General features: G+C 66.5%; 17 protein-coding genes. 5 read left to right on the top strand and 12 right to left on the bottom strand.

Annotated elements, in window-relative coordinates; genetic code table 11:
• Positions 1–6: 6 nt before the first annotated feature.
• From M1248_RS29360 to M1248_RS29350, 3 genes are all read right to left on the bottom strand, one after another.
• Positions 7–864, bottom strand: a complete 858-nt coding sequence (locus M1248_RS29360) for an ABC transporter permease (protein WP_317150518.1) — start codon at positions 862–864, stop codon at positions 7–9.
• A 1-nt stretch (position 865) separates the two neighbouring features.
• On the bottom strand, positions 866–1,675 hold the full coding sequence (locus M1248_RS29355; protein ID WP_410506754.1) for an MlaE family ABC transporter permease: 810 nt from the start codon (positions 1,673–1,675) through the stop codon (positions 866–868).
• 467 nt (positions 1,676–2,142) lie between these two features.
• Complete coding sequence (locus M1248_RS29350; RefSeq protein ID WP_232076324.1) at positions 2,143–2,784, bottom strand: TetR/AcrR family transcriptional regulator; 642 nt, start codon at positions 2,782–2,784, stop codon at positions 2,143–2,145.
• A 47-nt stretch (positions 2,785–2,831) separates the two neighbouring features.
• Between M1248_RS29350 and M1248_RS29345 the strand changes: the two genes are divergently transcribed.
• The 3 genes from M1248_RS29345 to M1248_RS29335 all read left to right on the top strand — a co-directional run bounded on the left by M1248_RS29345 (position 2,832) and on the right by M1248_RS29335 (position 5,571).
• Positions 2,832–4,055, top strand: coding sequence for an oxygenase MpaB family protein (locus tag M1248_RS29345; protein ID WP_163734718.1), 1,224 nt, complete (start codon positions 2,832–2,834; stop codon positions 4,053–4,055).
• The gene (locus M1248_RS29340; protein ID WP_317150517.1) at positions 4,030–4,959 is read left to right on the top strand and encodes an oxygenase MpaB family protein; all 930 of its coding nucleotides are present in this window, start codon (positions 4,030–4,032) and stop codon (positions 4,957–4,959) included. Before M1248_RS29345 ends, M1248_RS29340 begins: the two co-directional genes overlap by 26 nt.
• Before the next feature lie 141 nt (positions 4,960–5,100).
• Positions 5,101–5,571 carry a YciI family protein gene (locus M1248_RS29335; RefSeq protein ID WP_163734714.1) on the top strand — a complete coding sequence of 157 codons (471 nt, stop codon included), beginning with the start codon at positions 5,101–5,103 and terminating at the stop codon, positions 5,569–5,571.
• Between the two features lie 62 nt (positions 5,572–5,633).
• On the opposite strand, the gene M1248_RS29330 is transcribed toward M1248_RS29335, so the two are convergent.
• From M1248_RS29330 to M1248_RS29320, 3 genes are all read right to left on the bottom strand, one after another.
• Positions 5,634–6,101, bottom strand: coding sequence for a hypothetical protein (locus M1248_RS29330; RefSeq protein WP_163734713.1), 468 nt, complete (start codon positions 6,099–6,101; stop codon positions 5,634–5,636).
• A gap of 13 nt (positions 6,102–6,114) precedes the next feature.
• Positions 6,115–6,807, bottom strand: coding sequence for a hypothetical protein (locus tag M1248_RS29325; protein WP_317150516.1), 693 nt, complete (start codon positions 6,805–6,807; stop codon positions 6,115–6,117).
• 168 nt (positions 6,808–6,975) lie between these two features.
• Positions 6,976–7,227, bottom strand: a complete 252-nt coding sequence (locus tag M1248_RS29320) for a DUF3253 domain-containing protein (RefSeq protein WP_232076322.1) — start codon at positions 7,225–7,227, stop codon at positions 6,976–6,978.
• A 66-nt stretch (positions 7,228–7,293) separates the two neighbouring features.
• Between M1248_RS29320 and fadD8 the strand changes: the two genes are divergently transcribed.
• Positions 7,294–8,928 (top strand): fatty-acid--CoA ligase FadD8, encoded by a 1,635-nt coding sequence (fadD8, locus tag M1248_RS29315; protein WP_163734708.1) that lies wholly within the window; start codon positions 7,294–7,296, stop codon positions 8,926–8,928.
• 75 nt (positions 8,929–9,003) lie between these two features.
• Here fadD8 and M1248_RS29310 read toward each other — a convergent pair whose 3' ends face one another.
• Positions 9,004–9,597: a nucleoside/nucleotide kinase family protein gene (locus M1248_RS29310; RefSeq protein WP_317150515.1), complete on the bottom strand. Its 594-nt coding sequence runs from the start codon at positions 9,595–9,597 to the stop codon at positions 9,004–9,006.
• On the bottom strand, positions 9,581–9,790 hold the full coding sequence (locus M1248_RS29305) for a hypothetical protein (protein ID WP_163690889.1): 210 nt from the start codon (positions 9,788–9,790) through the stop codon (positions 9,581–9,583). The genes M1248_RS29310 and M1248_RS29305 overlap by 17 nt, the downstream gene beginning before the upstream one ends.
• Before the next feature lie 129 nt (positions 9,791–9,919).
• Between M1248_RS29305 and M1248_RS29300 the strand changes: the two genes are divergently transcribed.
• Positions 9,920–11,131: an RNA polymerase sigma factor gene (locus M1248_RS29300; protein ID WP_317150546.1), complete on the top strand. Its 1,212-nt coding sequence runs from the start codon at positions 9,920–9,922 to the stop codon at positions 11,129–11,131.
• Here the strand turns inward: M1248_RS29300 and M1248_RS29295 are convergent.
• The 4 genes from M1248_RS29295 to M1248_RS29280 are packed head-to-tail and all read right to left on the bottom strand — an operon-like array spanning position 11,128 to position 14,151.
• Positions 11,128–11,751, bottom strand: a complete 624-nt coding sequence (locus tag M1248_RS29295) for an SAM-dependent methyltransferase (protein WP_163734704.1) — start codon at positions 11,749–11,751, stop codon at positions 11,128–11,130. The genes M1248_RS29300 and M1248_RS29295 overlap by 4 nt on opposite strands.
• Complete coding sequence (locus M1248_RS29290) at positions 11,751–12,512, bottom strand: PIG-L deacetylase family protein (RefSeq protein WP_163734702.1); 762 nt, start codon at positions 12,510–12,512, stop codon at positions 11,751–11,753. The genes M1248_RS29295 and M1248_RS29290 overlap by 1 nt, the downstream gene beginning before the upstream one ends.
• Positions 12,509–13,450, bottom strand: a complete 942-nt coding sequence (locus M1248_RS29285) for an acyl-CoA dehydrogenase family protein (protein WP_163734700.1) — start codon at positions 13,448–13,450, stop codon at positions 12,509–12,511. Before M1248_RS29285 ends, M1248_RS29290 begins: the two co-directional genes overlap by 4 nt.
• On the bottom strand, positions 13,447–14,151 hold the full coding sequence (locus tag M1248_RS29280; protein ID WP_163734698.1) for a glycosyltransferase: 705 nt from the start codon (positions 14,149–14,151) through the stop codon (positions 13,447–13,449). The genes M1248_RS29285 and M1248_RS29280 overlap by 4 nt, the downstream gene beginning before the upstream one ends.
• Positions 14,152–14,167 lie beyond the last annotated feature (16 nt).

Genomic DNA, 14,167 nt, shown 5'->3' with positions numbered 1-14,167 from the left:
GCTCCCTTATCCCCCAAACCTTGCGCCGGCATCGACAGACCACAGCGCCATCGTCAGCAACATGTTGACCATGATCACGACGGTGATGCTGGCCCTCATCGCATGTCCGGCGGCGACTCCCACGCCTTCTGGACCGCCGGAGGCGTAGAAGCCGTAGTAACACTGCACGGTCGATGCGATCCACACGAAGATGATGGTTTTGATGAGCGAATAGAGGATGTCTTGACCGGACAGCATCAGCGAGAAGTAGTGCAGATACGAGCCTGTCGAGCCGCCGCTGATGACGTACACGACGACTTGGGTTGTCAGGTAGCTCACCGCGAGGCAGGCGACGTACAGCGGGACGACGGCGACCACCGACGCCATCAGCCGCGTGGTCACCAGATACGGAATAGGCCGAATGGCAAGCGAATCCAGAGCGTCGATCTCTTCGGCGATGCGCATCGAGCCCAGCTGGGCGGTGAATCGGCAACCGGCCTGGGTGGCGAACGCCAGCGAGGCGGCAATCGGCGCGAGCTCACGGGTGTTGACCAGGGAGGAGATGATTCCCGTCGCCGGTCCCAGTCCGAGCAGGTCGAGGAAGTTGTAACCCTCGATCCCGACGAGAGCCCCGACGGTGACGCCCAACACGATCGCCACGCCGGCCGTGCCGCCTCCGACCACCAAAGATCCGTTGCCCCAAGCGATATCGGATAGCAGGCGGACGAATTCGCTGCGGTAGTGACGCAGCGCGATGGGCACACCCGCCAACGCCCTGACGAAGAACACCAACATGTGCCCCAGCCGCATCAGCGGCGTGCTGATCCTGCGGTACGCGCGGATCACCGGGACGAAGGCCTTGGGCCGGTAGGGGGCTACGGCCATGTCACAGCCCCACTCTCGGGAACATCATGATGTAGAGCTGACTGATGACGACGTTGACGACCATCAGGATCAGGATCGATTCGACGACCGCCGCGTTCACCGAGTTGGCGACACCGGTCGGACCACCGACGGTGGACATGCCCTTCTGACACGACACCACCGCGACGATCGCGCCGAAGATCACCGCCTTCAACAACGCGACGATCAGATCGCCGGTGGTCGCGAACGAGGCGAAGGTGGCCACGAAGCTGCCGGGTGCGCCGTTCTGGAAGTAGACGTTGAACAGGTAGCTCGCCAGGAAGCCGACGAAGCAGACGACGCCGGTGAGCGCGACACCGACCATGATGGCGGCGGCGAACCGCGGCACCACCAGACGCCGGATCACCGAGACTCCCATGACTTCCATCGCGTCGGTCTCTTCACGCATCTTTCGCGAGCCGAGGTCCGCGGTGATCGCTGATCCGACGGCAGCGGCCATCAATATCGCGGCCGTCAGCGATGCGGCCTGTCGGATCACCGCCAGCCCGCTCGCGGCACCGGCGAGCGAGGTTGCACCCACCTGGCCGGCCAACAACGCGAACTGAATCGACAAGGTGACGCCGATGGGTAGGGCCACCAGGATCGTCGGCAGGACCGCGGTGCCGGCCATGAAGGCTCCCTGGCGGATGAACTCCTGCCACTGGAAGCGACCGGTGAAGAGGTCGACGACCAAGTACTGAACGGTGCGGACGGCAAGAACGAACTGATCGCCAACGGTGGCCAGCGAGGCCAAGGGGTGGCGACGAACGTATCCCGCGCTCCAGTTCTGGATGGCTTCGAGGCCGTCGTCGGCGTCGCCGGCTTTTGCCCGGTCTGCAGGTGGAGCGGTCACCAGCCTCGAACCCGTCGCGTCAAGACGATCAGCCGCCCACTTGCTTGTGCCGAGTCAACGTCAACCCTCACGTTCGGACACCAACCCGGCAATCCCGGCGTCGGCTTGTTCTTAGCAACCTCACTACCGCCCGACACGCTATGGCTGCCGACCCTTCAACGTCAAGGTTTCTATGAATGGTCATTAACATAACTGAGCTTCTGCGAAGTTTCTACGACCGATGACCACGCCGTCTGGCGATTTCAAGACCGACCTTACGACCAGTCACCGACCCTCCGCGGAGCTTTCAATACTTATAGGTACGGTTATGCTCGTTTACTTCTTGTACGGCTGGGGCCCGCCGTCCAGGCGGCGACCACATGCTGACACGAGCGGTGACTCGCGTTCAATTCGCGTTTCGGGCGGCGTCACCGACGGCCGTGCGGCGGGGTCGGCCACGGACGCAGATAACTCAGCGCCATGGTGGTGAGTTCGTCGATGAACTCGTCGCGACCGATCGGCGGCTGGTCGAGGACGAACCGCACGCACAGGTGCTCGACCATGCGCACCAGCATCCACGCGGCCGTGTCATGCGAGCCGACGGGCCGAAGCCGTTTCTGGTTGATGGTCAGATACGCCTTGGTGAGGTCGCCGATGCGCTGCTCGAACGCGACGAGCTTGCTCCCGGCACCGAGGCGCGGAGTCTGCTCCATGACCGCCCGCAGAAATTCGGGGTGTACGTCGAGGGCGTCCAGCAGTGCGGCGATGGACTCGCGCACATAGTCCGGCGCCGGCCGGCTGAGTCGTTCTGACACCCTCGCCGCGACCCGGGCGGACAACTGATCGCTGTACCGGTCGATCACGGCCGCCGCAATGGCGTCCTTGTTGGGGAAGTACTGATACAGCGAGCCCGGACTGATTCCCGCGGCCGCGGCGATGCGGTTGGTGGAGGCTCCGTCATACCCGTGGGCGATCAGCATCTGCTCACCGGCGTCGAGGATGCGGTCGACCATCAGCCGGGATCGCTCCTGGCGCGGCGTCCGGCGCAGCGCGGGATCGACCTTCGCCATCAGAAGGCGAATTGAACGCGAGTCATTGCTCGTGTGAACATCGGGTCATGGTCGCACAGCAAGCCCAGTCCTTGCATCCCGGTCGGTTCATGGAGGCACCCCGCCGCAATCGTCGTCTTGGGCGTCCGCTGCAGGTACTCACCAGAACGGCGCGGCCGGATCCTGAACTGATCGACCTGATCGGCCAGCGGTTGCTCGAGCGCGACGAACTCGGCGCAGCGCTGGTCGCCGCGATGCGCAGCGAGCGTGACGGCGACCGCGTATCCATGGGTCAGTTCAAGGCAGCGCTCGAGCACGGCGTCGACGCCGTACCCGACTGCCCCGGCGCGTTACGCGAGTTCTTCTCCGCGGTTGAGCGTGTACCCGCCTGGGTGGACTGGGATCTGATGAACGAGGGTGCGGCAGCCTACCGACGGTTGGGCACCAATGCCGCCGATGTCATGCTGCAGTTATCGCTGATCGGAGGCTATCGATTCGGCGGTCCCACCGATCTGTTGGTTGAGACCGGAGGTCTGACCGGGCGCACCACGGTCCGCCGTCTGGCCGAGACGCAGAAGTGGGCGGTCGCGGTGTCTCAGCATGACGCCATGCGTCGCGACGGCGAAGGCTTCAAGCTCACCGTCCACGTCCGATTGATGCACGCACTGGTGAATCACCAATTCGAAACGAACGGCCGCTGGGACATCGACCAGTGGGGCCTGCCAATCAACCAGACCGACCAGGCCGCAACACTGGGCCTGTTCAACGGCGCTCTATTGCTGGGCATCCGCCTCCTCGGGGTGCGGGTGAGCAAATCCGAGTCTGCGGCGATCATGCACCTGTGGCGCTACGTCGGCTGGTTGATGGGGGTTGATGAAGACTGGTTGTGCGAGACAGAGGCCCAACAGCACCGGCTCAATTACCACCTTCTCATCACGCAATCGACGGTCAGCGCGGCCGGACCCCCACTGGCGAATGCGATCGTCGAAGCGCAGCGCCACCTGCATTACCCGAACTTGCCGGGCCTTCGGGGCAGCTACCGCCGCGCCCGACTACTGAGCATGCTGCGGTACTTCCTGCGTGCTGAGGGAATGCGCGACCTCGACCTACCGCGGGCGATTCCCTGGGCGGTCATCCCGATCGTGGCCAAGAACTGCATTCGCTACCAACTTCTCGCCCGCACTCGGGTGGGCCGGGCCTACCTCGAGCGATGGGGTGAGCGCACGAGCGACGCCCTGCTGGCGAAATACTTCGGGGAGCAGAGGCATGACGTCGGTGAACTCGCCCTCTGACGTGTCGAAGCCTGACGGATCCGCGCCACCCGCGCTTGGGCCGCAATCGCTGCTGTGGCGATGGGCCGGCGATATGCGCATCGCCTTCGAAGGCGGCACGGCGGGACTCCTGCAGACCATGCACCCCGCCATCGGACAGGGACTGATCGACCATTCCGACTTCTTCGACGATCCGGTCGACCGAGTCTTTCGTTCTCTCCCGGGAATCCTCGGAACGATCTACAACGGCGAACTGGCCGAGTCGACCGGCATACAGGTGCGCGACTTCCACCGCGACATCAAGGGCTCGCTACCCGGCGGGGGTCGCTATCACGCGCTGCAACCGGAGACTTTCTGGTGGGCGCACGCGACATTCCAGCGAATGGTCGATCGTCTTGCGCTGCACTGGGATCGCCACCGCTTGACCGCCGAACAGAGCGAGCAGCTCTATGCCGAGGGCTGCGAGTGGTATCGCCGCTACGGCGTCACCGGCACAGTCGTGCCACCGGACCGGGCGGTCTTCGAGCGCGAGGTCGAGCGCTACTGCGACGAGGTCCTGGTGCCGAACCCCGCGTCGACCTACCTGATCGAATTCATCAACCGGCGCGCGATACCGGACATGAGCGCGTCGCCGGACTATCCCTCTCATCCGCGACTGCGGCCACTGACCGACGCGTTGCTGCCCACCCTGCCGGTGCGAATGGCCCTGGCGCCGCCCATGCGACTGGTCATCTTCGGCGGACTGCCCGCCTCCGTGCGCGAGCGGTTCGGCATCTCGTGGGGCCGCGGCGACGAACGCCGATATCGCGGCATTCGTGCCGGCGTCCGCGCCGGATGGCCCTACGTCCCGGCGTCACTCAAGTGGTACCCCGCCGCCCGTAAAGGCTGGATTCGCGAACGAGGACGCGTACCCGGCCGGTTCTGAGCCGCAACGCACCAGTTCAGAGTTGTTGCCGAAATTCGATGAGTTTTTTTCGTCGTCCGTGTCGATTTCAGTGGGTTGCCGTTCGACGTATGCACGAGGGCACGATGGAACGAGCCCCTTCCCAACTAGAAGGAGACAAAAATGTCGCGCTACATGCTGATCATGCGGTCCAGCGCCGAGGCCGAGGCGGCCATGGCGGAGGCGGGGATCGACTTCGACCAGGTCATCGAAGACATGGGCCGCTTCAACGAGGAGCTCATCAAGGCCGGTGTGCTGCTCGCCGGTGAGGGGCTGACGGGGCCCGAGGAGGGCTTCGTCGTCGACTTCAACTCCGACCCGCCCGTGGTCACCGACGGCCCGTACACCGAGGCCAAGGAGCTGTTCAACGGGTTCTGGATCCTCGACGTGTCGTCGAAGGAGGAAGCCAAGCAATGGGCTCAGAAGATCCCGCTCGGCAAGGGCGTCAAGGTCGAGGTGCGCCGGGTGTCGGAGACCGAGGAGTTCCCGCAGGACAACCCTTGGGTCCAGAAGGAGATCCAGTGGAAGGCCGAACTGGCCGAGAAGATCGCGGCGCAGGCGCGCGCGGACGCCGACAAGTTCGCGAGTCGCTGAGCCGGCCCGGCGTGCTGTGAAGCAGCGCTGCCTAGGGGTCGGGCAGCGCTGCTTCGTGGTGCCTACGCGACTTTCGCCAGGCTGAAGCCGCTTTGGTAGGTGGCCCCGGCAGGATCGCCGCACGCCGGGACGGATTGCGTGTTGACCGCGGTGCCGTCCAACGTCGCCGCCTCGAACGAAAACACAACTGTGCCAGGGGCGGTGACGTTGTCATTGGGTGGACTGCATCGAACCGCATGGACGTACTGCACGGTCATGTCCCACCGCCCGTTGTTCAACAGGGCCCGCCCCCCATAAGGGACGACCCTCGGGTCGGTGACCGGCGTGACGGCTACGTCCGCGCATCCGGGACCGCACGGCGTGATCACCCATGTGTTGACTCGGCCGGTGTCGGACTCATAGGTGTAGGTACCGCTCAGCTCGCCCGGTGAAGGCTGGAGAGGCCCGTCGGCCGATGCGGTACCTGCCGATCCGATCGCCACGCCCGCCGCCAGGATGATCGCCGCGGGCAGCTCGCGAGTGATGGTCATGCCGTTCCTCTCGTCACACGTGTCCGGGCATTCCGCCCATGCCGGCGCCCATGCCACCGATATGTCCGATTCCACCCATACCGGCGCCCATGCCACCGATATGACCGATTCCACCCATACCGGCGCCCATGCCGCTGATTCCGCCCATGCCGGCCGGGCCGCCGATTCCGCCCATACCCGCGGGGGCCACCGGAGGCGGTGCTATCGGTGCCATCGGCGGCGGTGCGATCGGCGCCATCGGTGGCGGCGCGATTGGCGGCGCCGGCGGCGGCGCCAGGGGCGGCGGCGCGACCGGCGGCGCCGGCGGGGGTGGCGGGGGTGCCGGGGGTGCCGGCGGGGGTGGCGGAGGAGGTGGAGGCGGCGTCGGCAGCCCGTACGGACCGCCCGCGCACACCGGATTGGCAGGCTGGCTGACGCACGCAGGATCACCTGGACCGGTCGGAGACCCCATGGCGGGAGGAGGCGGCGGCGCATAGGGGCCGCCCTGGCACACGGGGTTGGTTGGCTGGCTGATGCATCGGGGATCGTCTGGCCCGGTCGGTGGCCCGGGCGGCTGGAGCGGTGCCGGCGCAATGGACGTTCCGCCGAAGACGGGCATCGCGATCGCCGGGCCAGCCGCGCCCGTCGTGGCGACGACGATGAGCGCACCGGCGAGAGCACCCTTAGCCACGATGCCGCCGACACGGGAGGCATTGGTCCAGCTCATCTTTCGCTCCTTCGCGCTAAGGAAAGGCGATGCGAGGCCCAATGTTATTGACGCCAAAGCAAATTCGCCCATACCTACAGTGTCGCCGGGTGGAACATTCGCACGCTAGCCCATCGAAAAACGCGCCGACAGCAAATCAGCGAAACCAGCTATTCACGTTGCTGAACGTCACCGCGGCCGAGCGCGAATCCGGATGGGTCCGCGCCACTGTGCGTCCGGGTCGATCACCTCGCCGCGCTGCATGATCTCCACGTCGCCGGCTCTCGCGAGGTCTCGCGCGATGTCGCGGGCGCCTTCCATCAAATCGCGCCAGTCGTCGCCCCCGACGGCGCGTGCCGCGTCCGACGGGCAGATGGTTTTGGCCGGCGCCCGCTCGCGGGCCAGCGTCAGAATCGCCTCGCGCAACTTCTTCTCACTCACTGATCGGAAGAAGCCCGTTCGGGGTTCCCTTGAAACCATTTCTGTAACACGTTCTAATCTGGAGGCATGAGCACTGATGCAGTCTCTTCCTCGCGCGAGCGCTCGTCAGCGCTGCTGCGGCATCCCATCCATTCCGGGCACCTCACGGTCGGCGCGCTGAAGCGCAACAAGGACAAGCCGGTGCTGTTCCTCGGCGACACCACACTGACCGGCGGCCAGCTGGCAGAGCGCATCAGCCAGTACATTCAGGCCTTCGAGGCACTGGGTGCGGGCACCGGGGTGGTGAGCGGGCTGCTGGCACTGAACCGGCCCGAGGTGCTGATGATCCTGGGGGCCGGCCAGACGCAGGGTTACCGACGCCTGTCACTACACCCTCTCGGCTCACTGGACGACCACGCATACGTGCTCAACGACGCCGGCGTCACGTCGCTGACCATCGACCCGAACCCGATGTTCGTCGAGCGGGCCAAGGGGTTGCTCGAGAAGGTTCCCGGTCTCAAGCAGGTGCTGACGATAGGCCCGGTCCCCGAGGAACTCGCCGAGGTCGGCGTGGACCTCACCGCCGAAGCCGCCAAGTACTCGCCGAAGCCGTTGGTCGCCGCTGACCTGCCGCCGGACCACATCGGTGGCATGGCTTACACCGGCGGCACCACCGGTAAGCCCAAGGGCGTGATCGGCACCGCGCAGTCGATCACCACCATGACGACCATTCAGCTCGCGGAGTGGGAGTGGCCCGATCGTCCGAAATTCCTGATGTGCACGCCGCTGTCGCACGCAGGCGCGGCCTTCTTCGTGCCGACCATCATCAAGGGCGGCGAGCTGGTGGTGCTCACGAAGTTCGATCCGGCTGAGGTGCTGAAAACCATTGAGGAGCAGAAGATCACGGCCACCATGCTGGTGCCGTCGATGATCTACGCACTGATGGACCACCCGGATTCGCACACCCGCGACCTGTCGTCACTTGAGACGGTGTACTACGGCGCCTCGGCAATGAACCCGGTGCGCCTGAAGGAGGCGATCGACCGGTTCGGCCCGATCTTCGCGCAGTACTACGGCCAGTCCGAGGCGCCGATGGTCATCACCTACCTGCCCAAGGGCGATCACGACGAGAAACGGTTGACGTCCTGCGGGCGGCCGACGGTGTTCGCGCGCACCGCGCTGCTCGATGCCGACGGAAACCAGGTGCCCCAGGGTGAGGTCGGCGAGATCTGCGTGTCCGGTCCGCTGGTGTCCGGCGGTTACTGGAACAAGCCGGAGGCGACGGCCGAGACGTTCAGGGACGGCTGGATGCACACCGGCGACCTGGCCCGCGAGGACGAGGACGGCTTCTGGTACATCGTCGACCGGACCAAGGACATGATCGTCACCGGCGGCTTCAACGTGTTCCCGCGCGAGGTGGAAGACGTTGTCGCAGAGCATCCTTCGGTTGCGCAGGTGTGCGTGATCGGCACGCCCGACGAGAAGTGGGGTGAGGCGGTGACCGCGGTGGTCGTGCTGCGGCCCGATGCCCCGTCCGACGAGGCGGCGATCGCGACGATGACGGCCGAGATCCAGTCGGCGGTCAAGGAGCGCAAGGGTTCGGTGCAGTCGCCCAAGCAGGTGATCATCGTCGATTCGGTGCCGGTGACCGCGCTGGGCAAGCCGGACAAGAAGGCGGTGCGGGCACAGTTCTGGGAGGGTGCGGACCGCGCGATCGGCTGAGTTGCTTCGCGAGCGACCGCTTCTGTACGCCCAATAGCGGCGTGTCGCAGTGCCAACACGGTCACTCGCGATGCGCTAGATCACTAGGTCGGCCCTACCGCGGCCGCGGTCGATGCGCTCGGCGTTCGGCTCGTCGATGGCGCGCACCCACGCCTCCGCCCGCTCGGGCGACTTGCCGAACTCGACATGGCGCGCGATGAGCCGGCGTCGACGCTCATCGGGTGCGCAGTCCACGAACCACACCTCGTCCAGCGTGCGCCGCACCAGCGGCCACGGCTCGTCGTCATCGAGCAGATAGTTACCCTCGGTCACGATGAGCCTCGCCGTCGGCTCCACACAGATGCTGCCCGCGACCGGTTGCTCGATATCGCGGTCGAAGGCCGGGGCATAGACAGCCTCGCCGCCTCGGCGGATGCGTTGCAGCAGCGCGAGATACCCGTACGCGTCAAAGGTGTCGATCGCGCCCTTGCGATCGAGCCGGCCCAGCCGCCGCAGCTCCGCGTCCGCGAGGTGAAAGCCGTCCATGGGGACGTGCACCGCGTCATCAATTGATGACGCGACCTGACACGCCAACGCCGTCTTGCCCGCGCCGGGCGACCCGGTGATGCCGACGATGACGCGGTCGTCCCGGGCGAGCAGAGCCTCGAGACGGCTACTCCAGGAGGTCATCGATCTCGGCGGCCAGCCGCTCGATGCGCTCCCGTTCACTGGGGATACCGCGACTGTCGTCGGCGGCGCGCCGCCAGCCCATCCGCCACATCCGCGCGACGGTCCGGTCCCCGATACCCGCGTACGGGTTCGCGATCCTCTGCGGGTAGGCCTTCCGGCCTTCCCGGTAAGCGGTCACGAGTCGGTGCGTCATCACCGTCAACTCTCCTGCGCGAACAGCGGCAGAGGCCGCCATTTCTGCGGCGTGTCGGAGCGTTTTCCCCGTCCTCGGCAGAATGGTGGGGTGTCGAACATCCAGCAGACCGTCGACGCGGTGTGGCGGATGGAGGCCGCCAAGATCGTCGCGACGTTGACGCGGATGGTCGGCGACGTCGGCTTCGCGGAGGATTTGGCGCAAGAGGCGCTCCTCGACGCACTGACCCAATGGCCCGCCTCAGGTGTGCCGCGCAACCCCGGCGCCTGGTTGATCGCGGTGGCCAAACGCAAGGCGATCGACCAGTGGCGGCGTCAGGAGAACCTCGACGCCAAGTACGCCGTGCTGGCGCACGAACTGGAGACGCAGGACCAGGACTCCCCCGAGGCGTGGGATCCCGACCACATCGACGACGACGTGTTGCGTCTGGTGTTCATCTCGGCGCACCCCGTGCTCTCCCGCGAGGGTCAGATCGCGCTGACCCTGCGTGTCGTCGGCGGTCTGACGACCGAGGAGATCGCCCGCGCCTTCCTCACGTCCAAGGCGACGATCGCCGCGCGCATCACCCGCGCGAAGAAGACCCTGTCCGAAGCGAATGTGCCGTTCGAGGTGCCGGACCGCTCGGAGTATCCGCAGCGCCTGTCGGCTGTGTTGTCGGTGATCTACCTCATCTACAACGAGGGCTATTCGGCGTCGTTCGGACAGCGCTGGATCCGCGACGAACTGTGCAGTGAGGCTTTGCGGTTGGGCCGTGTGCTCGCCGCGCTGGCTCCCGACGAGCCAGAGGTGCACGGCCTGGTCTCGCTGATGGAGTTCCAGTCGTCGCGATTCGCGGCCCGCACCGACAGCGACGGCAGGCCGATCCTGTTGGAGGCTCAGAACCGGGCCCGGTGGGATCGCGCGCAGGTCAGGCGCGGCGTGGCGGCACTGGAGCGATCAGCAGACGCGTTGCGGCGCAAGGGTGTCGGCTGGGGCTCGTACGGCCTGCAGGCGGCAATCGCCGAATGCCACGCCACCGCACCCACGGCCGGTGACACCGACTGGAAACACATCGTCATGCTGTACGACGGGCTTGTCCAGGTATCACCGTCGCCCGTCGTCCACCTCAACCGTGCCGTCGCGGTGGCGATGGCCGGCGACCCCGCCGAGGCGCTGGCGATCGTCGACGGCTTGACCGGTCTCGACGGCTCGTACCTGGTGCCCAGCGTGCGCGGCGAGTTCCTCATCCGGCTGGGCCGCAATGCCGAGGCTGCCGACGAGTTCGATCGCGCCGCCGGATTGACCGACAACGAGCGGGAGCGGGAAGTATTGGCCGACAAGGCTGTTCGCGCGCGTGGCTAAGCCCCCGGCACACCCGTCCGCGCGGCCACCGATTTCGAGGAACCGGTATCGAATACCTCGACGATCACGTCCGCGTCGCGGTATCCGCCCAGGTGATGCAGATCAGACGTCGCGGCGATGACGTCGGTCGCGTAGTCCCCCGTCATCGGGTATTCGGCCACCGGGTGACGCCAGTGCGCGGCGACGACCGTCGTGCCGGGCCTCAACAGGGGTATCTCGCGGTCCAGGGTGTCGCGTAGCACCTCGGGATGCAGGTAGTAGCAGAGCTCGGACAGCACCACCAGATCGAATCCGTCCTGCGGCCACGGGTCGTCCACCGACCTGCGAAGCAGCGTCACGTTCTGGCGTCGGCCCGCGTCGATCAGCCGTCGGTGCGCGGCGTCCAGCGCCGCACTCGCGATATCGGTGCTCGTGACGTGATCACACCGTGTGGTGAGTTGTTCGGTGAGCACACCGATCGAACAGCCCGGTTCGAAAGCATGGCGGTAGCGCCGATAGGGCAACAGCGCCAAGGTGATCGCATACTTTCGTTGCTCATACCACCGCCCTCCGAGCTGCCACGGATCTTCGGACTCGGAGTAGATCCGGTCGAAATACCCGGTCGATAGCCGAGTGGGCATCAGAACACCACCTCCCTGACGGCGAGCAGCCGCCGTAGTACGAACGACGGCAGCAGCGGCGCATCGGCACCGTCCGGCTCGACCTGTGTGCGGTAACACCGCACGGCCGCCGTTTTGCGGTCGAAAGCGTGTGGAGTGATCGGCATGGCAAGCACCCGATTCCATGGCAAGGCGATATCACCGGGTGTGGCCCAGTGCCACATCCATATCGGATACTCCAGCAACACCGCGTCGCAGCGGTGCGCGGCGGTCGCCGCGGCACGGCCGACGGCCTGGTGGTCGGGATGTCCATCGCCACGCCACGTCGCCGCGATCCACGTCCGGTTCGTCCTCGGCGCCAGAATCTCGGTCAGCAGGTCCGCGAGCCGTTCCTCGTGATCGCTCAGCTCACCGTCGGGCAAGCCGAGACAGATCGGCGCGGGGACCCCTAGCACCGACATGGCTTCGTGGAGTTCGGCGCGACGGACGCGTTCCAGGTGCAGACGCTCCAACAGCCCTATGCCATCACGCGAGGCTCCACCGTCACTGGCGGCGACGACCTGTACCCGCACCCCCCGTTCGGCGAGGGCGACCATCGACGCACCGAATCCGAGCGTCTCGTCGTCGGGATGCGCTGCCACGACGATGATTTCGTCACAGCCACCAAGGTCCAGTTCGGGTACATCTGCGAGCGCATCGAGCCACTCCTCCGTCGGCGTACCAACGTCGGTGAGGGGCCTCGCGGCGAAGCGCGCGCAGTTGTCGACATTCGCGACAGTCATAGCTCGGCTCCCGCCAGCACGCCCAGCCGCTCGAGATCGCGCTCGGCGTGGCTCTGCCTCACGTAAACCGTCAGGTCGGCGACGCGTTTCGCGTGCTGCGCGTCCTGGCACAGCGGCGTCGGGCCCAGAGCGCGACCCGTTCTCGCGATCGATTCCTCGACCGCGGTTTCGATCACCGCTCGCGTGCGTCGCGCGATCATCTCGGCCGCACCTTTACGGTTCAACGGATCGTTGTCGACCGCGGCCGCCGCGCTGTCCAGCATGGCTTCGCCGGCGGCCAGTGCGGCGTCCACAGCGCCCAGGTGCGCCAGGGTGTGAGGGTCGACGGAATCCTGTGCAGCGCGGGCATACAGTGGCCGGGCGACGGCGCGTGCCCCGCCCAGCCAGCATGCTGCGACGCCGATCGCGCCGTGCCAGAACCCGGGCCGCGACAGATACTCACCGGGCCGGCCTACCGGCGTGGCCGGTACATCACTGAATTGCACTGAGCGGGTATCGGATTCGGCCATCCCGGGGTTACGCCACCCGCTCGGCAAGGGCCGTACCCCGGCGTGCCGCAGATCGACGGCGAACAGTCCGCGCTCGCCGGAGTCGAGTCGCGCGGTGACGAGAGCATGCGTGCACAGCCCGGCTCCCGAGCACCACACTTTCGTGCCGTTCAACGACGTCGATCCGCCGTCGCCGTGCGCGCTCAGCACCGCGTCGCGTGACTCTGCCGCCCAGACACCGTACAGCTCACCGGATTTCGATTCATATCCGCCGAGTTCGGCGATGATCGCGACCGCGTCGGTATGAGCTTCGGCGAGGCGGGCCGCCACCACGTCGACCTCGGCCAGCTCGGCGAGGCGGTGCCAACGTCGCGCCGTTTCGCCGCCGCCGGGCAACGGCAGCTCCAACGCTCCGGCATCCAACCATCGGCTGAGCAGTCCACTTGTCATGTCTGGGCACGCACCTTGCGCCGTGGCCGAGCCAGCTCGCGAAGGTGGGCGGCGAATCCGCCGGGGGCGCGTCCGTCTTCGCGTGCCGAAGTCGCCACCGTGAGCTTTGCGTCCCGATGGATGCTCAGGTGCGCAGCCTCGAATCGCTCGACGAGGTCGACGTCCTCACCGGTGCTCAGGGCACGGAACCCGCCGACACCCCAGTACGCGTCGGCCCGGAAGCCCATGTTGGCGCCGTGGACGTGATCGTGGCCCGGACCTTTCGAGTTGTAGGCGGCTCGGTAGCGGCGGGCCACCTCGGCGGGGAGCCGCCACACCGGTATGCGCACCGTGCCGAGCACCATGTCGGCGTCGGCTTGCGTCATCTGCGACAGCCACCGACTGCCGACGATGGTGTCGGCGTCCGTGGTGGCGAACCAGGTGCGGGCGGGCTCGACGTCGGTGCACACCGAGCGCGCGTACTCGAACCCGGCGGCGCGGGCGGCGCCGACGTTGGCCGCGTCGGTCGAGATGAAGTGCACGTTGGGGCCGTACCGCCCGATGAGGCGATCGCTCCCGTCGTCGCAAGAATCGAGCACAACGACGATCAATACCGGCATCTGCGCGCTCATCGACGTCGCAAGCAGCGCGGACAGGCTGCGCGGCAAATTGTCGATCTCGTTGTGCGCGGGCACCACCACGACCGCCTGCTCGAACTTCATCACAGGTGGTTAATTA

Origin of the sequence: Mycobacterium sp. 29Ha (assembly GCF_032883055.1) — a bacterium.
Classification (GTDB): domain Bacteria; phylum Actinomycetota; class Actinomycetes; order Mycobacteriales; family Mycobacteriaceae; genus Mycobacterium; species Mycobacterium gallinarum.
The sequence above is the reverse complement of the archived record's forward strand: the minus strand, read 5'-3'. Positions and strand labels throughout refer to the sequence as shown.

Bases quoted from the DNA above. Each gene is read 5' to 3' on its own strand.
- M1248_RS29360 (WP_317150518.1), bottom strand. From the start codon at position 864: ATGGCCGTAGCCCCCTACCGGCCCAAGGCCTTCGTCCCGGTGATCCGC.
- M1248_RS29350 (WP_232076324.1), bottom strand. From the start codon at position 2,784: ATGGCGAAGGTCGATCCCGCGCTGCGCCGGACGCCGCGCCAGGAGCGA.
- M1248_RS29345 (WP_163734718.1), top strand. From the start codon at position 2,832: ATGGTCGCACAGCAAGCCCAGTCCTTGCATCCCGGTCGGTTCATGGAG.
- M1248_RS29340 (WP_317150517.1), top strand. From the start codon at position 4,030: ATGACGTCGGTGAACTCGCCCTCTGACGTGTCGAAGCCTGACGGATCC.
- M1248_RS29335 (WP_163734714.1), top strand. From the start codon at position 5,101: ATGTCGCGCTACATGCTGATCATGCGGTCCAGCGCCGAGGCCGAGGCG.
- M1248_RS29330 (WP_163734713.1), bottom strand. From the start codon at position 6,101: ATGACCATCACTCGCGAGCTGCCCGCGGCGATCATCCTGGCGGCGGGC.
- M1248_RS29325 (WP_317150516.1), bottom strand. From the start codon at position 6,807: ATGAGCTGGACCAATGCCTCCCGTGTCGGCGGCATCGTGGCTAAGGGT.
- fadD8 (WP_163734708.1), top strand. From the start codon at position 7,294: ATGAGCACTGATGCAGTCTCTTCCTCGCGCGAGCGCTCGTCAGCGCTG.
- M1248_RS29310 (WP_317150515.1), bottom strand. From the start codon at position 9,597: ATGACCTCCTGGAGTAGCCGTCTCGAGGCTCTGCTCGCCCGGGACGAC.
- M1248_RS29305 (WP_163690889.1), bottom strand. From the start codon at position 9,790: ATGACGCACCGACTCGTGACCGCTTACCGGGAAGGCCGGAAGGCCTAC.
- M1248_RS29300 (WP_317150546.1), top strand. From the start codon at position 9,920: ATGGAGGCCGCCAAGATCGTCGCGACGTTGACGCGGATGGTCGGCGAC.
- M1248_RS29295 (WP_163734704.1), bottom strand. From the start codon at position 11,751: ATGCCCACTCGGCTATCGACCGGGTATTTCGACCGGATCTACTCCGAG.
- M1248_RS29290 (WP_163734702.1), bottom strand. From the start codon at position 12,512: ATGACTGTCGCGAATGTCGACAACTGCGCGCGCTTCGCCGCGAGGCCC.
- M1248_RS29285 (WP_163734700.1), bottom strand. From the start codon at position 13,450: ATGACAAGTGGACTGCTCAGCCGATGGTTGGATGCCGGAGCGTTGGAG.
- M1248_RS29280 (WP_163734698.1), bottom strand. From the start codon at position 14,151: ATGAAGTTCGAGCAGGCGGTCGTGGTGGTGCCCGCGCACAACGAGATC.